Here is a 14,060-nt window from a genome sequence, read left to right as displayed (position 1 = left end):
TCAGTAGCGCAGCACGCCCGCGATCCCGTCGGCGCCGCCCAGCGTGCCGTCCGGGACGAAGCGGACGTCGGCGCCGGTCTCCAGGCACTGTTCGACGATCTCGTCCACGATGTCCTCGCGGGCGTCGAGGTCACCGCTCTCGGCCGGGACCAGATGGTCGCCGCCCTCGTCGCGGACCGTCACCCGGTAGTTCTCCTCGACGGCCAGCAGGCGTACCCGGCCCTCCCGGGCGCTCTGCCAGATCTCGTCGACGCCGGCCGCGAACGCCCGCCGCCCGCGCGCCGATTCGAGCTCGCGGGTCACCGCGTCGGTGCTCCTGCGCGCCTCCGCGGCGACCACCGGAGCGATCGCCTGCCACACCGCGTCCGGGGTGCCGTGCGTGAGACCGCCGTGCGGGACGTGCACCGCCTCCTTCGTGACGCTGCCGACGTCGTCGAGGGCGGACAGCGCCCCGGTCTCGCCGGTGACGTACAGCGGGCGCGGCTCCTCGCGCAGGAGTTTCGCCAGGGCGGCGTCGACGTCCCGGAAGAAGTGCCGGGTGTCCTCGTCCCGGAAGGTGCTCGGCATGTCACCGATCCGCTCCAGGCGCTCGGCGTCGAAGTTCACCCGGGTCCTGGTCAGCGGGAAGCCGCCGGCCCGGTGCTCGGTGACCCGGTCGACGCCGCCGTTCCACAGGGTGGCGCGGTCGGCGGAGACCGACAGCACCCAGAACGGCCGTTCGGAGGCCTGTGCGGAGACGAGGTTGCGGGTCAGGAAGGTGTCCGAGAGCACCACGCGCTCCGGAACGGCACGGGCCAGGGACCACACCTGGTGCTCGCCCGGCGCGGCGAAGATCGCCAGTCCGTCCTCGGCGTGCGCCAGATCGATCTCGGTGAGGGCCTGGTCGAGCTGCCGGACGACGTCGATGCGCCGCTCCCGGGGCACCGCGGGGTCGGCCTCCAGTTGCTTCTTGGCCTCGGCCACCACATTGCGCAGCCGGACCGGGTCCTGGGCGTTCTCGGGTTCCCGGCGGTGGGTCGGCGTCAACACGGACACCGCCGGATAGGGGCGCGGTCGGCGCAGTTCGGAGAGGGTCGCAGGGCTGAGTGCGTGCTCCATAACAGCACGATAGGACCGATCCGCCGATCAGGCATTTGGAGCAACTTGATCGGGCAATCAGGGCATTTCGTTGTTAACGTGATGATCTCATGGCAAAGAACGACACCGAGACCCAGGCCCCCGTCGCCCCGGCGAAGCTGAGTCTCCCGACGCTGACCACCATGGTCGTCGGTTCCATGGTCGGCGCCGGTGTGTTCTCGCTGCCCCGCCGGTTCGCCCAGGAGACGGGCGTGGCGGGGGCGCTCATCGCCTGGGCGGTGGCCGGCGCCGGCATGCTGATGCTGGCGTTCGTCTTCCAGAACCTCGCCGTCCGCCGCCCCGACCTCGACGCCGGCGTGTACGCCTACGCCAAGGCGGGCTTCGGCGAATACCTCGGCTTCTTCTCGGCGTTCGGCTACTGGGCGAGCGCCTGCGTCGGCAACGTGACGTACTGGGTGCTGATCATGTCGACGATCGGCACCCTGGCGCCCGCGCTCGGCGAGGGCGACACCGTGCTCGCGGTGGTGCTCTCCTCGGCCGGCCTGTGGCTGTTCTTCGCGCTCATCAGCCGGGGCGTGAAGGAGGCGGCGGCCATCAACCGGATCGTCACCATCGCCAAGGTCGTGCCGATCCTCGTCTTCGTGATCCTCGCGCTCTTCTACCTCAAGCCGTCCGTGTTCGCCGACAACTTCGGCGGCGCCGACTACGCGGGCTCACTGTTCCAGCAGGTCAAGGGAACCATGCTGGCAACGGTCTTCGTCTTCCTCGGAGTCGAGGGCGCCAGCGTCTACTCCCGGCACGCCCGCCGCCGCGAGGACGTCGGAAGGGCCACCGTGCTGGGCTTCCTCAGCGTCTTCGCGACCTTCGCCTCGGTGACCATCGTGTCGTACGGCCTCATGCCGATGAGCGAGATCGCCGAGCTGCGCCAGCCCTCCATGGCGGGCGTCCTGGAGCACGCGGTCGGCACCTGGGGCAAGGTCTTCGTGAGCGTCGGCCTGATCGTCTCCGTGCTCGGTGCCTACCTCGCCTGGACGCTGATGGCCGCCGAAGTGCTGTTCGTGGCGGCCAAGGACGACGACATGCCGCGGTTCCTGAGGCGCTCCACGGCGGCCGACGTCCCGGTGCCCGCGCTGGTCCTGACCACCCTGCTGAGCCAGCTCTTCCTCGTCGTCACCCTGTTCTCCGACGACGCCTTCAACTTCGCCCTGGACCTCACCAGCGCGCTGACCCTGATCCCCTTCCTGCTCGCGGCCGCGTTCGCGGTGCGGATCGGGGTGCGGGGCGAGCTGGTGGTCGCCGTCCTCGCCACGCTCTACACCGCGTTCCTCATCTACGCCGCCGGCCTCAAGTTCGTCCTCGTCTCGTTAATCGTCTACGCCCCCGCCACCGCGCTGTTCGTGATGGCCCGCAAGGAGCAGGGCAGACGGCTGTTCTCGGCGCGCGAACTCGTCGTCCTCGGCGTCTCGATCGCCGGCGCGGTCCTCGGGATCGTCGCCCTGGCGCTGGGCTGGATCAGCCTCTGACCCTCGTACGTGCTCGGAAAGGTGCACCTCGTGACCAGTACCGCATACGGCGTCCACTCCGAGGTCGGAAGGCTGCGCAAGGTGCTGGTCTGCGCGCCCGGACTCGCCCACCGCAGACTCACCCCCACCAACTCCGACGACCTGCTCTTCGACGACGTCATGTGGGTGGAGAACGCCCAGCGCGACCACGCCGACTTCGTCAACAAGCTGCGCGAACGGGACGTGGACGTCGTCGAACTGCACGACCTGCTCGCGCAGACGATGGCGGTCCCCGGGGCCAGGGACTGGCTCCTCGACCGCAAGATCGTCGCCAACGAGGTCGGCATCGGCCTCATCGACGCCACCCGCGCCTACCTGGAGACCCTCGAACCCGACCGGCTCGCCCGCTACCTGATCGGCGGCCTGGCCACCACCGACCTGCCCGAGGAGTACCGCTCCGCCCACATCGCGCTGGCCCGCGAGTCGACCGGCGTCCGCGAGTACCTGATGCCGCCGCTGCCCAACACCCTGTACACCCGGGACACCACCTGCTGGCTCTACGGCGGCCTGACCCTCAATCCGCTGTACTGGCCGGCCCGGCACGACGAGACGTTGCTGATGAAGGCCGTCTACACCTTCCACCCCGACTACGCGGGAGCCACCGTCTGGTGGGGCGACCCCGAACTGGACTGGGGACAGGCCACGTTCGAGGGCGGCGACATCATGCCGGTGGGCAACGGCGTCGTCCTGATGGGCATGAGCGAACGCACCTCCCGGCAGGCGATCACCCAGGTGGCCGCCGCCCTGTTCGAGAACGGCGCCGCCGAGCACGTCGTCGTCGCGGGGATGCCCAGGCTGCGCTCCGCGATGCACCTGGACACCGTCTTCACCTTCGCCGACCGCGACCTGGTGACCCTCTACCCGGCCATCATGGAGGCCGTCCACACCTTCTCCCTGCGGCCCTCCGACAAGGCGCCCGGCATCGAGGTCGTCGACGAGGGCTCGGCGGCCTTCGTCGACGTGGTCGCCAAGGCCCTCGGACTGCCGGAGCTGCGGGTCGTGGAGACCGGCGGGGACGTCTACGCCTCGGAACGCCAGCAGTGGGACAGCGGGAACAACGCCGTCGCCCTGGAGCCCGGCGTGGTCTTCACCTACGACCGCAACACCCAGACCAACACCCTGCTGCGCAAGGCCGGGATCGAGGTCGTCACCATCGTCGGCGCCGAACTGGGGCGCGGTCGCGGCGGCGGGCACTGCATGACCTGCCCGATCGTGCGGGACCCGGTGGAGTTCTGACCGCTCACGCGGGGAGCGGTTCGAGGACGGCGATCGAGCCCTGGGCCACCGCGCACAGGGTCTCGGCGCCCTCCGCGTCCACGGTGCTGAGGTCGCACCGGCACACCACGCGGGTGCGGCCGGCCCGGACGACCCGGGCGCGGGCCCGCAGCACCTCACCGCGGGCCGGCCGCAGGAAGTCGATGGCGAAACCGGCCGTGGTCACCGCTGGGCCGGCCGCCGAACCCGCCGCGAAGGTGAGCGCGTTGTCCGCCGCGTAACCGAGCACTCCGCCGTGCACGGTGCCGTGCTGCTGGAGCAGGTCGTCGCGGATGTCGAACTCGAGTGTCGCCGCGCCCTCCTCGAAGGCGGTCAGCCGGGCGCCGACCAGCCTGCTGAAGGGCTGGTCCGCCAGCACCTTCCGGGCGAGCTCCAGGTCCAGGGTCCGAGTCATCTCTGTCCACCTCACTTCACTGGTGAAGTGAGACTGGCGCCCGTCCCTCCCGTCTGTCAACATCGGCCCATGCCCGAGCCCGACGACCAGCGCCTCTACTTCCTGCTCCAGCGGGCCGCACACCGCCTGCGCACCACCGCGGACCGGCGCTGCCTGGCCGCCGCGGGCGTCACCACGGCCCAGCTCGGCGCGCTGTTCGCCGTGCACGACGAGCCGGGCATCACCCAGCAGCGGCTGGCCCGCACGCTCGGCCTGCGCGAGTCGGCGGTGACCGGGCTGGTCGGACGGCTCACTGCGGCCGGACTCGTCACCAAGGACACGCACCCGCGCGAACACCGGGCCGTCGTCCTGGAGTTGACCGACGCCGGGACCGACGCCCTGCGGGCCGCCCGGCCGGAGATCGACCGCTTCAACGCCGAACTGCGCGAGCTGCTCGGCGAGGACGGCTTCACCGGCGCGGCGACGGCCATGCACCGGCTCGCCCACTGGGAGTCCTAGCGGGCCGCCCTCAGTCCTCGTTCTCGGCCCCGCACGAGCTGCCGTCGGGCGGCAGGCTGCCGTACAGCAGGAAGTCGTCGACCTTGCGGTGCACGCACTTGGAGGAGCCGTAGCCGGTGTGGCCCCCGCCCTTGTTGTCGAGGACCACGGCCGAGTCGCCGAGGCGCTCGGCGGTCTCCACGGTCCAGCGGTACGGCGTCGCCGGGTCGCCGCGGGTGCCCACGAGCAGGATCTTCGGGGTGCGGACGTCGCGGACCTTCTCGCGGATGAAGTCGGTGCCCTTCGGGCGGCCGTAGCACATGAGGTACTCGGTGAGCCGGTAGCGCCCGAACACCGGGGACGCCTGTTCGTAGGCGGCGCGCAGCCGGGTCAGGTCCCCGGCGATCCGGTCGGCGCCGGGGCGGTCGGGATCGTCCGCGCAGTTGACCGCCATCAGTGCCGCCGGAAGATTGTCGAAGGGCACGTCCTCCACGTCGGAGAGAGGGGTGTTCGTCGGGTCGTCGGAGGGCGGGCGCGCGCGGGTGAGGAAACCGGAGCCGCCGCCCGCGAAGGCGATGACGCCCGTCGTGTCGCCGTCCTCCACCAGTTCGGCGAGCGCCCGCTCCAGCGAGGGCCACAGGTCCTCGCTGTAGAGGGCCTGGCTGATGGCCCCCACGAGGTCCTGGCCGGTGAAGGCGGGACCGAAGTCCGTCGGCACCGGGTCCTCGTCCAGCGACGCCACCAGGCGCAGGACCTGCTCCCGGGCACCGCGCGCGTCGGTGCCGAACGGACAGGCGATGTCCTTCACGCACCAGTCGACGAAGTCCTCCAGCGCCGTCTGCTGACCGGCGGCGCCCGCGACGCCCTGCTCGGACAGCGGCTCGGTCAGGGTGTCCACCCCGTCCAGCACCAGCCGGCCCACCTTCTTCGGGAACTGGGCCGCGTACACCGCCCCGAGCCGGCTGCCGTAGGAGAACCCGAGGTAGTTGAGCTTCTTGTCGCCGAGGGCCTGGCGCATGACGTCCAGGTCGCGCGAGACGTTCACCGTGCCGATGTGCCGGAGCACGGGCCCGGAGTGCTTGGCGCACTGGGCGGCCGCGTCCCGCAGCCTCCCGAGCACCGACCGCGGGTCCTGGGCGACGGCCGTCTCGTCGTCGGTGGCCGCGAGCGCCTCGTCGGTGCCGGCGCCGCAGCTCACCGGCGAGGACCTGCCCACGCCGCGCGGGTCGAAGGACACGACGTCGTACTCGTCGGTCAGGCCCATGAAGTCGTCGCCGCCGGCCGCGAGCGCGGGGACGCCCGCACCGCCCGGGCCGCCGAAGTTGATCAGGACCGAACCACGCTTGTGCCGGGCCGTGGACCGGTAGCGGGCGAGTGCCAGGTCGAGGGTGCCCGCGCGGGGCTTCGTGTAGTCGAGGGGCACCGTGACCTTGCCGCACTGCAGGTCCTTCGGTGTCTCCATGCCCACGCACTTCGACCACTTGATCTTCTGGCTGTAGAAGCGCGACAGGTCCGGTCCGGAGCCGTCCGCGGCCACGGCCGGCAGCCCGGCGCCGAGCAGGGCCAGCCCCACGGCTCCGGACACGGCGCATCGCCGCCTCGTCACCTTGGCGAGCATCCATGCCTCCAAGGACGCCCATCGGCGCCCTCGATCACGATAAGCGGCCCGGTGGCCGTACGCCTCCGGACGAGCGGGATCACGGACCGGGCCGCACTGTCCGTGTCCGCTCACCGCCGCCCGTCCGCCGTCACCGCCGTGAGCAGCACCATCCCGGAGTCCCCGTAGTCCGGCAGCGTCGGATCGGCGTCGACGCGGGTGACGGACAGCTCCCGGGTGAGGGGTGCGAACACCTCCGTGACGGACTCCGGGGACACGGGACAGCCCGGCCAGCGCGAGGTCGGTCCGATGCGGTAGGTCGGCATGTTCTCCATGAACGCGGCCACCAGGTAGCCGCCCGGCACCACACAGCGGGCGAACGCCCGGCAGAAGTCGGCGAACTCGGCGAAGTCCTCCGTGGCCCCCTCGGCGACGAAGTGCATGGACGCCAGCCCGTAGCCGCCCGGCTCCAGGTCCCGGACGTCCGCGTGCACGACGTGCACCTGCGCCAGCGACCCCGCGAGGGTCCGCGGCAGACCGGGATCGAGACGCCGGCACAGGGCGTGGAACGGCAGCCAGCTCGCGTCCGGACCGCAGACGATCTGCCGGTGCAGATAGGCCACGTTGCCCGCGCCGGCCTCGACGGCGTCCACGTGCCGGCTCGCCGCGGACGCGAGGATCAGCGGGTACAGGTTGGGCCCGGCACCGAACTCCACCGAGCGCGCGATCCCGCCCGGGGGCAGACGCCGGTAGAACGCGGAGTGGTGGGCGATCACCTCGGCGTCCGCGGGGTGCAACTCCCGGTAGTTCTCGGCGAGGTAGTCGGCGACCGGCCAGCGGTCCCAGTCCACGTCGTCGTTGTGTGTCGTCACCATCGCATCCACCTCCTCAGGTCCGCGGCCGCAGCCGGAAGCGCCCTGCCAGCCCGGTCAGCGCGGCGTTCAGCCGGTCGATGTCCTCGTCGGAGTTGAGGGCCGTGATCTGCACCCGGAAACCGACCCGGTCCCGGGCCACCAGCGGGTGGGCGGCGAGCGTCACGTAGATGCCCTCCTGCCACAGGAACGCGGCGACCGCGTCGAGATCGGCCGGGTCGGCCAGCGGGATCTCCACGATGGGCAGCCGGTCCCGGTTGAGGGTGCTCACGTCGAGCTCCGCGAGATGGTCGAGCACCCGCAGGGTCTTGCGGTACAGGTCGGCCCGCAGCGCGTCCCCCCGGCGATCGTTGACCTCGAGGCCGGCCAGAGCCGTGGCCAGCGACGCCGTGGGCGAGGGGCCCGAGTACAGATAGGGGGCCGCGGTCGTCTTGAGACGGTTCTTGAGGTCGGTGGGCAGCGCGAGGAACGCCAGCAGCGACGAGTACGCCTTGGAGAACCCGCCGGCCAGCACGATCCCGTCGTACGACTCCCCGGTGTGCCGCACCACGCTGTTGCCGCGCCGGCCGTACGGACACGGCTCGTCCGGGGCGCGCTCCCCGATCACCCCGAAGCCGTGCGCGTCGTCGACGTACAGCGCCGCGCCCCGCCGGCGGCACAGCTCGGCCAGCACGGGCAGGTCGGTGATGTTGCCGGTCATGCTGTTCACGCCGTCCATGCAGACCAGCCGGGTGGTACGGGCGGGCACGGAGGAGAGCAGCGCGTCCAGTTCCTCGGGCCGTTCGGCGTGGAAGCGGTGCAGGGTGGCGCCCTGGCCGCGGGCGACCACGCAGCCGTCGTACACCGTGCGGTGGGCGCTCGCCTCGACGAAGACGTGACCGCCGTCGGCGAGGACCGGGATCACCGAGGCGTGGATGAGGGTCAGCGTCGGCAGCAGCAGGGTGTCGGGGGCGCCCAGCAGCGCGGCGAGGCGTTCCTCCAGCGCTAGGTACAGCCGCGGACTGCCCAGCAGCCGCGACCAGCTGGGGTGGGTGCCCCACCGGCGAACCGCCGGATCGATGCGGGCGGCGATCTCCGGGTCCCAGTCGAAGCCGAGGTAGTTGCAGGAGGCGAAGTCGGTGAGCCAGTGGTCGCGGCAGCGGATGCGGCGGCCGCGCACCTCGTCGATGACCGCGTCGCTCATCGGACTGGTGCGCCGCAGGTGCTCCAGGTCCGCCGAGCGCTTCCCGGCGGCCGCCGACGGCGCGGAACGGCGGGCCGGGCGCCCGTTCGTGCCACCGGAACCCGGGGCGAAGCGGCCGCCGTCCTGGCGCAGCACCCGTTCGCTCTGCTGAACCGTCATGGGCCGGGCGAAAAGGAACCCCTGCCCGAACCGGCAGCCCATCGCGGCCAGCATGTCCCGCTGCGCCGGATCCTCGATGCCCTCGGCGATCACCTGGAGCCCGAGCGTGTCGGCGATGCGGACGATGCCCTCGACGAGGGCGACCTGCCGGGCGTCACGCGTGATGTCGTCGATGAACGTCTTGTCGATCTTCAGTACGTCGATGGGGAAGTCCCGCAGGTAGCGCAGCGAGGAGAACCCGGTGCCGAAGTCGTCGACCGCGATGTGCACCCCCAGCTCCTTGAGGGCCTGGAGCACACCCTGGATCTGGGCGTCCCGGCGCAGCAGCACCGTCTCCGTCAGCTCCAGCTGGAGGGAACCGGGGGCCAGCCCCGGGGTCCGCAGCGCCCGGCCCACCTGGTCCACGAACCCGGTGTCGCGGAACTGCCGCGCGGACACGTTCACGCTCACGTAGGGGGGAGCCGCGGGCCCCGGCAGCTGCTGGAGGCCCGCGATGTCGGCGACGGCGTTCTCCAGCACCCACGACCCCAGCGGGGCGATGTGCCCGGTCTCCTCGGCCAGGCTGATGAACTGCTCGGGGGAGACGGGCTGGTGCGGGGCCCGCGGCCAGCGCACCAGCGCCTCGAAGCCGACCACCTCGCCCGCGTCGATGTCCACGACGGGCTGATAGCGCAGGGCGAACTCCTGCGCGGCGACGGCCCGGGCGAGCCGGCTCTGCAGGTCGTGCCGCTCCACCACGCGGGCGTGCAGCATCGGCCGGTAGCGCCGCCACTGCCGTTTGCCCGCCGCCTTGGCCGCGTACAGCGCGAGGTCGGCATGGCCGAGCAGCTCCTCGGCGTCGGTGCTGTCGCGGGCCGTGGCCACGCCCACACTGGCCGAGACGGTGACCGACTCCTCGCCCAGCACGAAGGGCCGGGTGAGGGTCTGCACCACCTGGGCCGCCAGCAGCTCGGCGTCCAGCGGCTCCCGGGCGTCCTCCATCAGTACGGCGAACTCGTCGCCGCCCAGCCGGGCCGCGGTGTCGGTGCGCCGGAGGGTGCGGGTCAGCCGGTTGCCGACGTCGAGCAGGAGGTGGTCGCCCGCCGAGTGCCCCATGGTGTCGTTGACCAGCTTGAAGTCGTCCAGGTCGATGAAGAGCAGACAGGTCAGGGACGACTCGCGGCGGCCGCGCAGCAGGGCGCGTTCGATCCGCTCCAGGAGCAGCGTCCGGTTGGGCAGACCGGTCAGCGAGTCGTGGAAGGCGCGCTGCGTCAGCTCGTGCTCCAGCCTGCGCTGCTCGGTCACGTCGCGCAGGGTGACCACCAGGCCGGCCACGGTCCGCTCGTCGCGGAAGTCGCTGCACCGCACCTCCACCTCCACCCGCCCGGACCGGTGCCGCACCCACCAGTGGTCGTGGGAGACGCTCGGCCCGTGGTCGCGTACGGCGGTCAGCTCGCGGGCCGCCCGGTGCCGGTCGCGGGGGTCCACCAGGTCCGGCAGCGAGGTGCCGACGAGGTCGGCGGTGCCGAACACGGCGGCGGCGGAGGGACTGGCGTACCGGATGGTGTCGTCGTCCTCGACGATCAGGATGACGTCGGAGGTGTTGCGCACCAGGGTGCGGAAGTAGGCCTCGCTCTCCTGGCGGATCACCTCCTGGCGCAGCAGGACGCGTTCCATGGCGAGTCCGGCGTGGGAGGCGAGGATCTCCAGGGAGCCGCGCGTCTCGGCGAGCGGCCCGGGCGGCCCGGCGACCAGCAGGACGCCGGGGTCGTGGGTGGCCGGGCGGTCGGGCGAGGTCATGGGGCACACCTGGACCGCCGGCAGCCCGTCCAGCCGTTCCGCGACATCGGGTCCGAGGTCGGCCGGGGCCGCCCGCCGGGCCTCGCGGGGATGCAGCGGCGCGGCCTCCTCGGCCGACAGCAGGAGGGTGCGGTGGCGGACCGCCGGCCCCAGCAGCATGGCGACGGCCGCCTCGCAGGACCGTACGACGTCCTGCTGCCGGACCGCGGACACCAGGGACCCGGCCGCCCGGCGCAGGGCCAGTTCGCGGGCCACCGCGCCCCGGTGGGCCACCACCATGCCCGCCAGCCGCAGGATGACCAGCACGAACAGCAGGGCCGAGAAGGCGCCGATCACCGCCGAGTGGTGGGCGCTGTGGGTGACCGCCTCGTACAGCAGCATCCCCGGCACGACGAGGGTGACCGCAGCCGGCAGCACGAGCCGCCGGGGCGGCGGGAGCGGGGTCTGCCGCTGCGGCACGGCGGCGGTGAGCGCCGTCATCGAGGGGTGCAGCGCGGCCAGGCCCCAGGCCGTGTAGAAGACGACCCACCCGGAGTCCAGCAGGGTGCCGGCCTGCCAGAGGGAGTTGAGCTGGAGGATGCCGTACGCGATGTCGAAGCCGAGCAGGGTCAGCGTGCCGACCACCAGGAGCTGCACCGACCGGTTGGGCCCGTCGACCGGGCTCGGGGTCAGCAGCCGGGCCAGCAGGGCGAGGACCAGCACGTCACCGAGGGGGTAGGCGATGCTGATGGCCCGCTGCTGCCAGGTCAGGCCCTCCACCTCGGCGAGCGGCTGCACCAGGTACACCCACACGGGCAGGGCGAGTCCCGCGGTGAAGATCAGGGCGTCGAGCAGGCTGGGCAGGTCGTGGCTCGCCCAGCGGTAGCGGATGAGGCCGTACAGGCCGGCCGCGAAGAGCGGGTAGGTGGCGAGGTAGCTGGCGTCGGCGGGGGAGGGGAAGGGGTTGGAGGCGTCGAAGTACTCCTCCAGGACGTTGTAGTACGTGTCGCCCGTGATGAAGGTGAGCAGGCCCGCCGCCAGCGCCCACCAGGGCCAGCGGTGGGCGGGCCGGTGCAGCTGGACGCCGACGAGCACGGCGCAGACGCCGGAGAGGCCGATCACGGCCCACAGCGGTGTGCGCGCGGCGGGGACCGTCATGTAGACGAGCGCGGCGACGGCGACCAGACAGACATGGGCTGCCGTCGCCCGGCGTGCCCACTGCAAGGCGAGCGCCTCCCCCCACTGGCCACTGGAGGAGACCGGGTCTTCCACCTGGTCCGGGATCCTCCGATCGTAGGCACGGGGAGTGACGGCCTGCATCCCGGAGGACGGCGGTCAGCGCCGGTGGAACCGGTGGTGCAACTGTCGTACACGTTCCGTGAACTCGGGCACCGGGCCCTCCACCACGACGCCCGGGGCGATCTCGTTGACCGGCAGGGTCCGCACCGGCGGTGCCGGGACGCCCGACTCTTCCAGCCACGAGGCCAGTTGCGCGGACGAGGCGACGTAGACGATGCGTCCCAGGCCCACCCAGGCGTGCGCGGCGGCGCACATCGGACAGTGCTCGCCGGAGGTGTACACGGTGGCCGCGGCCCGCTCCTCGGGCGTGAGGTGCGCCGCGGACCAGCGGGCCAGCTCGAACTCGGGGTGGCGGGTGCGGTCACCGGAGGCCACGCGGTTGTGGTCCTCGGCGAGGATCACGCCCCCGGCGCCCACCAGGACCGAGCCGAACGGTTCGTCCCCGGCCTCCAGCGCCTCGGCGGCCAGCTCGACACAGCGGCGCAGATACGGCAGTTCGCTCTCTTTCACGACCATGCCCCGAGCCTAGGCTCATCCTGACCGGGGCGGCCGTAAACATCGTTGCCGCGCGGGCGTCCAGGTGGTGAAGTGAGCGCATGGATCATGTTGCGGTACTCGCCCTCTACGACCGGGACATGCGCGAAGGCGCACAGCCGGACGGTCCCGGGGCACGTGTGGAGCGAGTCGGCGCGGTGGTCCGTCAGGTCGCCGCCGAGCACGGCTGGAACGGCGTCGTCTGGTCCGGCCTGGACGAATCGAGCGCCGACGCGGCGATCGCCGAGCAGATCGCGTACTACACGGGGCTCGGCCGGGAGTTCGAGTGGAAGCTGTACGGCCACGACCTGCCCGTCGACCTCGGGCAGCGGCTGCGGGCGGCCGGGTTCACGCCCGAGCCGGAGGAGACGCTGATGATCGCCGAGGTCGCCGACCTCACCCTGGACGTCGAGCCGCCCGAGGGGGTCCGCTTCCTCCCGGTCACCGACCGCGCGGGCGTCGACCTCGTGGCGGACGTGCACGAGAAGGCGTTCGGCACCGACAGCTCCCGGCTGCGGCACCAACTGCTCGCCCGGCTCCGGGACGATCCCGAGACCGTCGTCGCGGTCGTCGCGCTCGCGGGTGACGTGCCGGTCAGCGCGGCCCGCATGGAGCTCGTGCCCGGCACCCGCTTCGCCGGGCTGTGGGGCGGCGGCACCGTCGAGGGCTGGCGCGGCCGTGGCATCTACCGCGCCCTTGTCGCCCACCGGGCCCGCGCCGCCATGGAGCGGGGCTACCGGTACCTCCAGGTCGACGCGATGGCCACCAGCCGCCCCATCCTGGAACGCCTCGGGTTCGAGCCGCTGACCATCACGCAACCGCACGTGTACCAGCCGTAGACGTGCGCCGGCCGTGCACCCGGCCGTCTCGCACCAGGCCGGCGGCCCGGACGACCAGGCCGGCGGCACCGCGGGCGGCGACCGGAGGTGGTCGGCTCGGTCGTCACAGGTCGAGCTGGTACTCCACGGCCTGGTGGGTCGGCAGGTATCCGAGGGAGTCGTTGACGGCGAGCATCGGCCCGTTGCTCTGCGCGGTGTCGGTGCGCAGGCCGGACAGTGCCGGGTGCCGTGCCAGGACGTGCCGGACGGCCGCGGCCTTCATCCAGCGGGCCAGTCCGCGCCCCCGGTGTCCGGGGAGCACGGCGGTGCCGTAGTGCTGGCCGTCGCCCAACCCGTCGCCGGGCACGACGAGTTCGGAGAAGCCGACCACGCCGCCGTCCGTCGCGTCCAGGACGGCGACGGTGTGCAGCAGCTCGCCGCGCCGTGCGACGGCCTCCGCGGCCGCGACCACGCGCTCCACGTCCCAGACGACCGTGCCGAAGTCCGTGCCCTCCATCGGCATGTCGTCCATCGCGCGCCGGGACGCCGCGAAGGACCGCGCCAGCGCGTCCGGCACGGTGCCCTCCCACTCGGTCAACCGGTAGCCGGGGTGGGGCACTTCGACGAGCGCCTCGACGGCGGCCCGGTCGACGTCGGCCAGCGGGAGGCGGGCGTACGTGAGCGTCAGGACCTGCCGGAAGCCGCGTGCGGCCAGGAACAGGTCGGCGGGGGAGCCCTGGACGGCCTGCGCGATCACCGACCGTCGCCGCTCCGACCTCGCCGCGTCCACGGCGGCCTCGAGGAGCCGGGTTCCGACGCCCTGCCGGCGCTCGGCGCCGTGCACCGCGAGCTGGAGTTCGGCGAGGTGCTCCTGTCCCTCCTTCGTGAACAGCCGCAGGAAGGCCGATCCGAGCGGCACGCCGTCGTCCCCGGAGGCCAGCCAGGCGAGACGGCGGCTGGCGGCGGAGGCTTCGGGGTCGACGAGCGGGGTGATGTCGAAGGACAAGCGGGTCTCCGTCACGGGGAGGGGCGGGCGGGCGACCTGAAGCCTGCCG

General features: G+C 72.4%; 11 protein-coding genes. 4 read left to right on the top strand and 7 right to left on the bottom strand.

The genetic code is table 11. From position 1 onward, the window contains the following. Complete coding sequence (locus AOJ26_RS04560; RefSeq protein ID WP_053846850.1) at positions 1 to 1,098, bottom strand: chemotaxis protein; 1,098 nt, start codon at positions 1,096 to 1,098, stop codon at positions 1 to 3. Between the two features lie 89 nt (positions 1,099 to 1,187). Here AOJ26_RS04560 and AOJ26_RS04555 point away from each other — a divergent pair, with 89 nt between their 5' ends. Together AOJ26_RS04555 and AOJ26_RS04550 are read left to right on the top strand one after the other, a co-directional pair. After that, the gene (locus AOJ26_RS04555; protein WP_053846849.1) at positions 1,188 to 2,600 is read left to right on the top strand and encodes a basic amino acid/polyamine antiporter; all 1,413 of its coding nucleotides are present in this window, start codon (positions 1,188 to 1,190) and stop codon (positions 2,598 to 2,600) included. 30 nt (positions 2,601 to 2,630) lie between these two features. Then, positions 2,631 to 3,875: an arginine deiminase gene (locus AOJ26_RS04550; protein ID WP_373413157.1), complete on the top strand. Its 1,245-nt coding sequence runs from the start codon at positions 2,631 to 2,633 to the stop codon at positions 3,873 to 3,875. 4 nt (positions 3,876 to 3,879) lie between these two features. Here AOJ26_RS04550 and AOJ26_RS04545 read toward each other — a convergent pair whose 3' ends face one another. Continuing rightward, positions 3,880 to 4,308: a PaaI family thioesterase gene (locus tag AOJ26_RS04545; RefSeq protein ID WP_053846848.1), complete on the bottom strand. Its 429-nt coding sequence runs from the start codon at positions 4,306 to 4,308 to the stop codon at positions 3,880 to 3,882. A gap of 69 nt (positions 4,309 to 4,377) precedes the next feature. Between AOJ26_RS04545 and AOJ26_RS04540 the strand changes: the two genes are divergently transcribed. Beyond that, positions 4,378 to 4,806: a MarR family winged helix-turn-helix transcriptional regulator gene (locus AOJ26_RS04540; RefSeq protein WP_053846847.1), complete on the top strand. Its 429-nt coding sequence runs from the start codon at positions 4,378 to 4,380 to the stop codon at positions 4,804 to 4,806. 10 nt (positions 4,807 to 4,816) lie between these two features. Here AOJ26_RS04540 and AOJ26_RS04535 read toward each other — a convergent pair whose 3' ends face one another. The 4 genes from AOJ26_RS04535 to AOJ26_RS04520 form a co-directional block, all read right to left on the bottom strand. Further along, entirely contained in the window at positions 4,817 to 6,403 is a 1,587-nt protein-coding gene (locus AOJ26_RS04535; protein WP_053846846.1) for an alpha/beta hydrolase, read from the bottom strand. Between the two features lie 110 nt (positions 6,404 to 6,513). Continuing rightward, positions 6,514 to 7,257, bottom strand: coding sequence for a hypothetical protein (locus AOJ26_RS04530; RefSeq protein WP_053846845.1), 744 nt, complete (start codon positions 7,255 to 7,257; stop codon positions 6,514 to 6,516). 13 nt (positions 7,258 to 7,270) lie between these two features. Then, complete coding sequence (locus AOJ26_RS04525) at positions 7,271 to 11,512, bottom strand: aminotransferase class I/II-fold pyridoxal phosphate-dependent enzyme (protein WP_053846877.1); 4,242 nt, start codon at positions 11,510 to 11,512, stop codon at positions 7,271 to 7,273. 177 nt (positions 11,513 to 11,689) lie between these two features. Next, complete coding sequence (locus AOJ26_RS04520; protein WP_053846844.1) at positions 11,690 to 12,169, bottom strand: nucleoside deaminase; 480 nt, start codon at positions 12,167 to 12,169, stop codon at positions 11,690 to 11,692. Positions 12,170 to 12,249: 80 nt separating this feature from the next. On the opposite strand from AOJ26_RS04520, the gene AOJ26_RS04515 reads away from it, so the two are divergent. Continuing rightward, a complete protein-coding gene (locus AOJ26_RS04515; RefSeq protein ID WP_053846843.1) occupies positions 12,250 to 13,026 on the top strand; it encodes a GNAT family N-acetyltransferase in 777 nt (258 codons plus the stop codon). Positions 13,027 to 13,129: 103 nt separating this feature from the next. Here AOJ26_RS04515 and AOJ26_RS04510 read toward each other — a convergent pair whose 3' ends face one another. After that, positions 13,130 to 14,011, bottom strand: a complete 882-nt coding sequence (locus tag AOJ26_RS04510) for a GNAT family N-acetyltransferase (protein WP_053846876.1) — start codon at positions 14,009 to 14,011, stop codon at positions 13,130 to 13,132. Positions 14,012 to 14,060 lie beyond the last annotated feature (49 nt).

This window comes from Streptomyces sp. NRRL B-24085 (assembly GCF_001282115.1).
GTDB lineage: Bacteria > Actinomycetota > Actinomycetes > Streptomycetales > Streptomycetaceae > Streptomyces.
This window is presented reverse-complemented; position numbering and strand designations above follow the sequence as displayed.

Coding starts and splice junctions, on each gene's coding strand:
- AOJ26_RS04540 (WP_053846847.1), top strand. CDS start 4,378: ATGCCCGAGCCCGACGACCAGCGCCTCTACTTCCTGCTCCAGCGGGCC.
- AOJ26_RS04525 (WP_053846877.1), bottom strand. CDS start 11,512: ATGACGGTCCCCGCCGCGCGCACACCGCTGTGGGCCGTGATCGGCCTC.
- AOJ26_RS04520 (WP_053846844.1), bottom strand. CDS start 12,169: ATGGTCGTGAAAGAGAGCGAACTGCCGTATCTGCGCCGCTGTGTCGAG.
- AOJ26_RS04535 (WP_053846846.1), bottom strand. CDS start 6,403: ATGCTCGCCAAGGTGACGAGGCGGCGATGCGCCGTGTCCGGAGCCGTG.
- AOJ26_RS04530 (WP_053846845.1), bottom strand. CDS start 7,257: ATGGTGACGACACACAACGACGACGTGGACTGGGACCGCTGGCCGGTC.
- AOJ26_RS04555 (WP_053846849.1), top strand. CDS start 1,188: ATGGCAAAGAACGACACCGAGACCCAGGCCCCCGTCGCCCCGGCGAAG.
- AOJ26_RS04515 (WP_053846843.1), top strand. CDS start 12,250: ATGGATCATGTTGCGGTACTCGCCCTCTACGACCGGGACATGCGCGAA.
- AOJ26_RS04560 (WP_053846850.1), bottom strand. CDS start 1,098: ATGGAGCACGCACTCAGCCCTGCGACCCTCTCCGAACTGCGCCGACCG.
- AOJ26_RS04545 (WP_053846848.1), bottom strand. CDS start 4,308: ATGACTCGGACCCTGGACCTGGAGCTCGCCCGGAAGGTGCTGGCGGAC.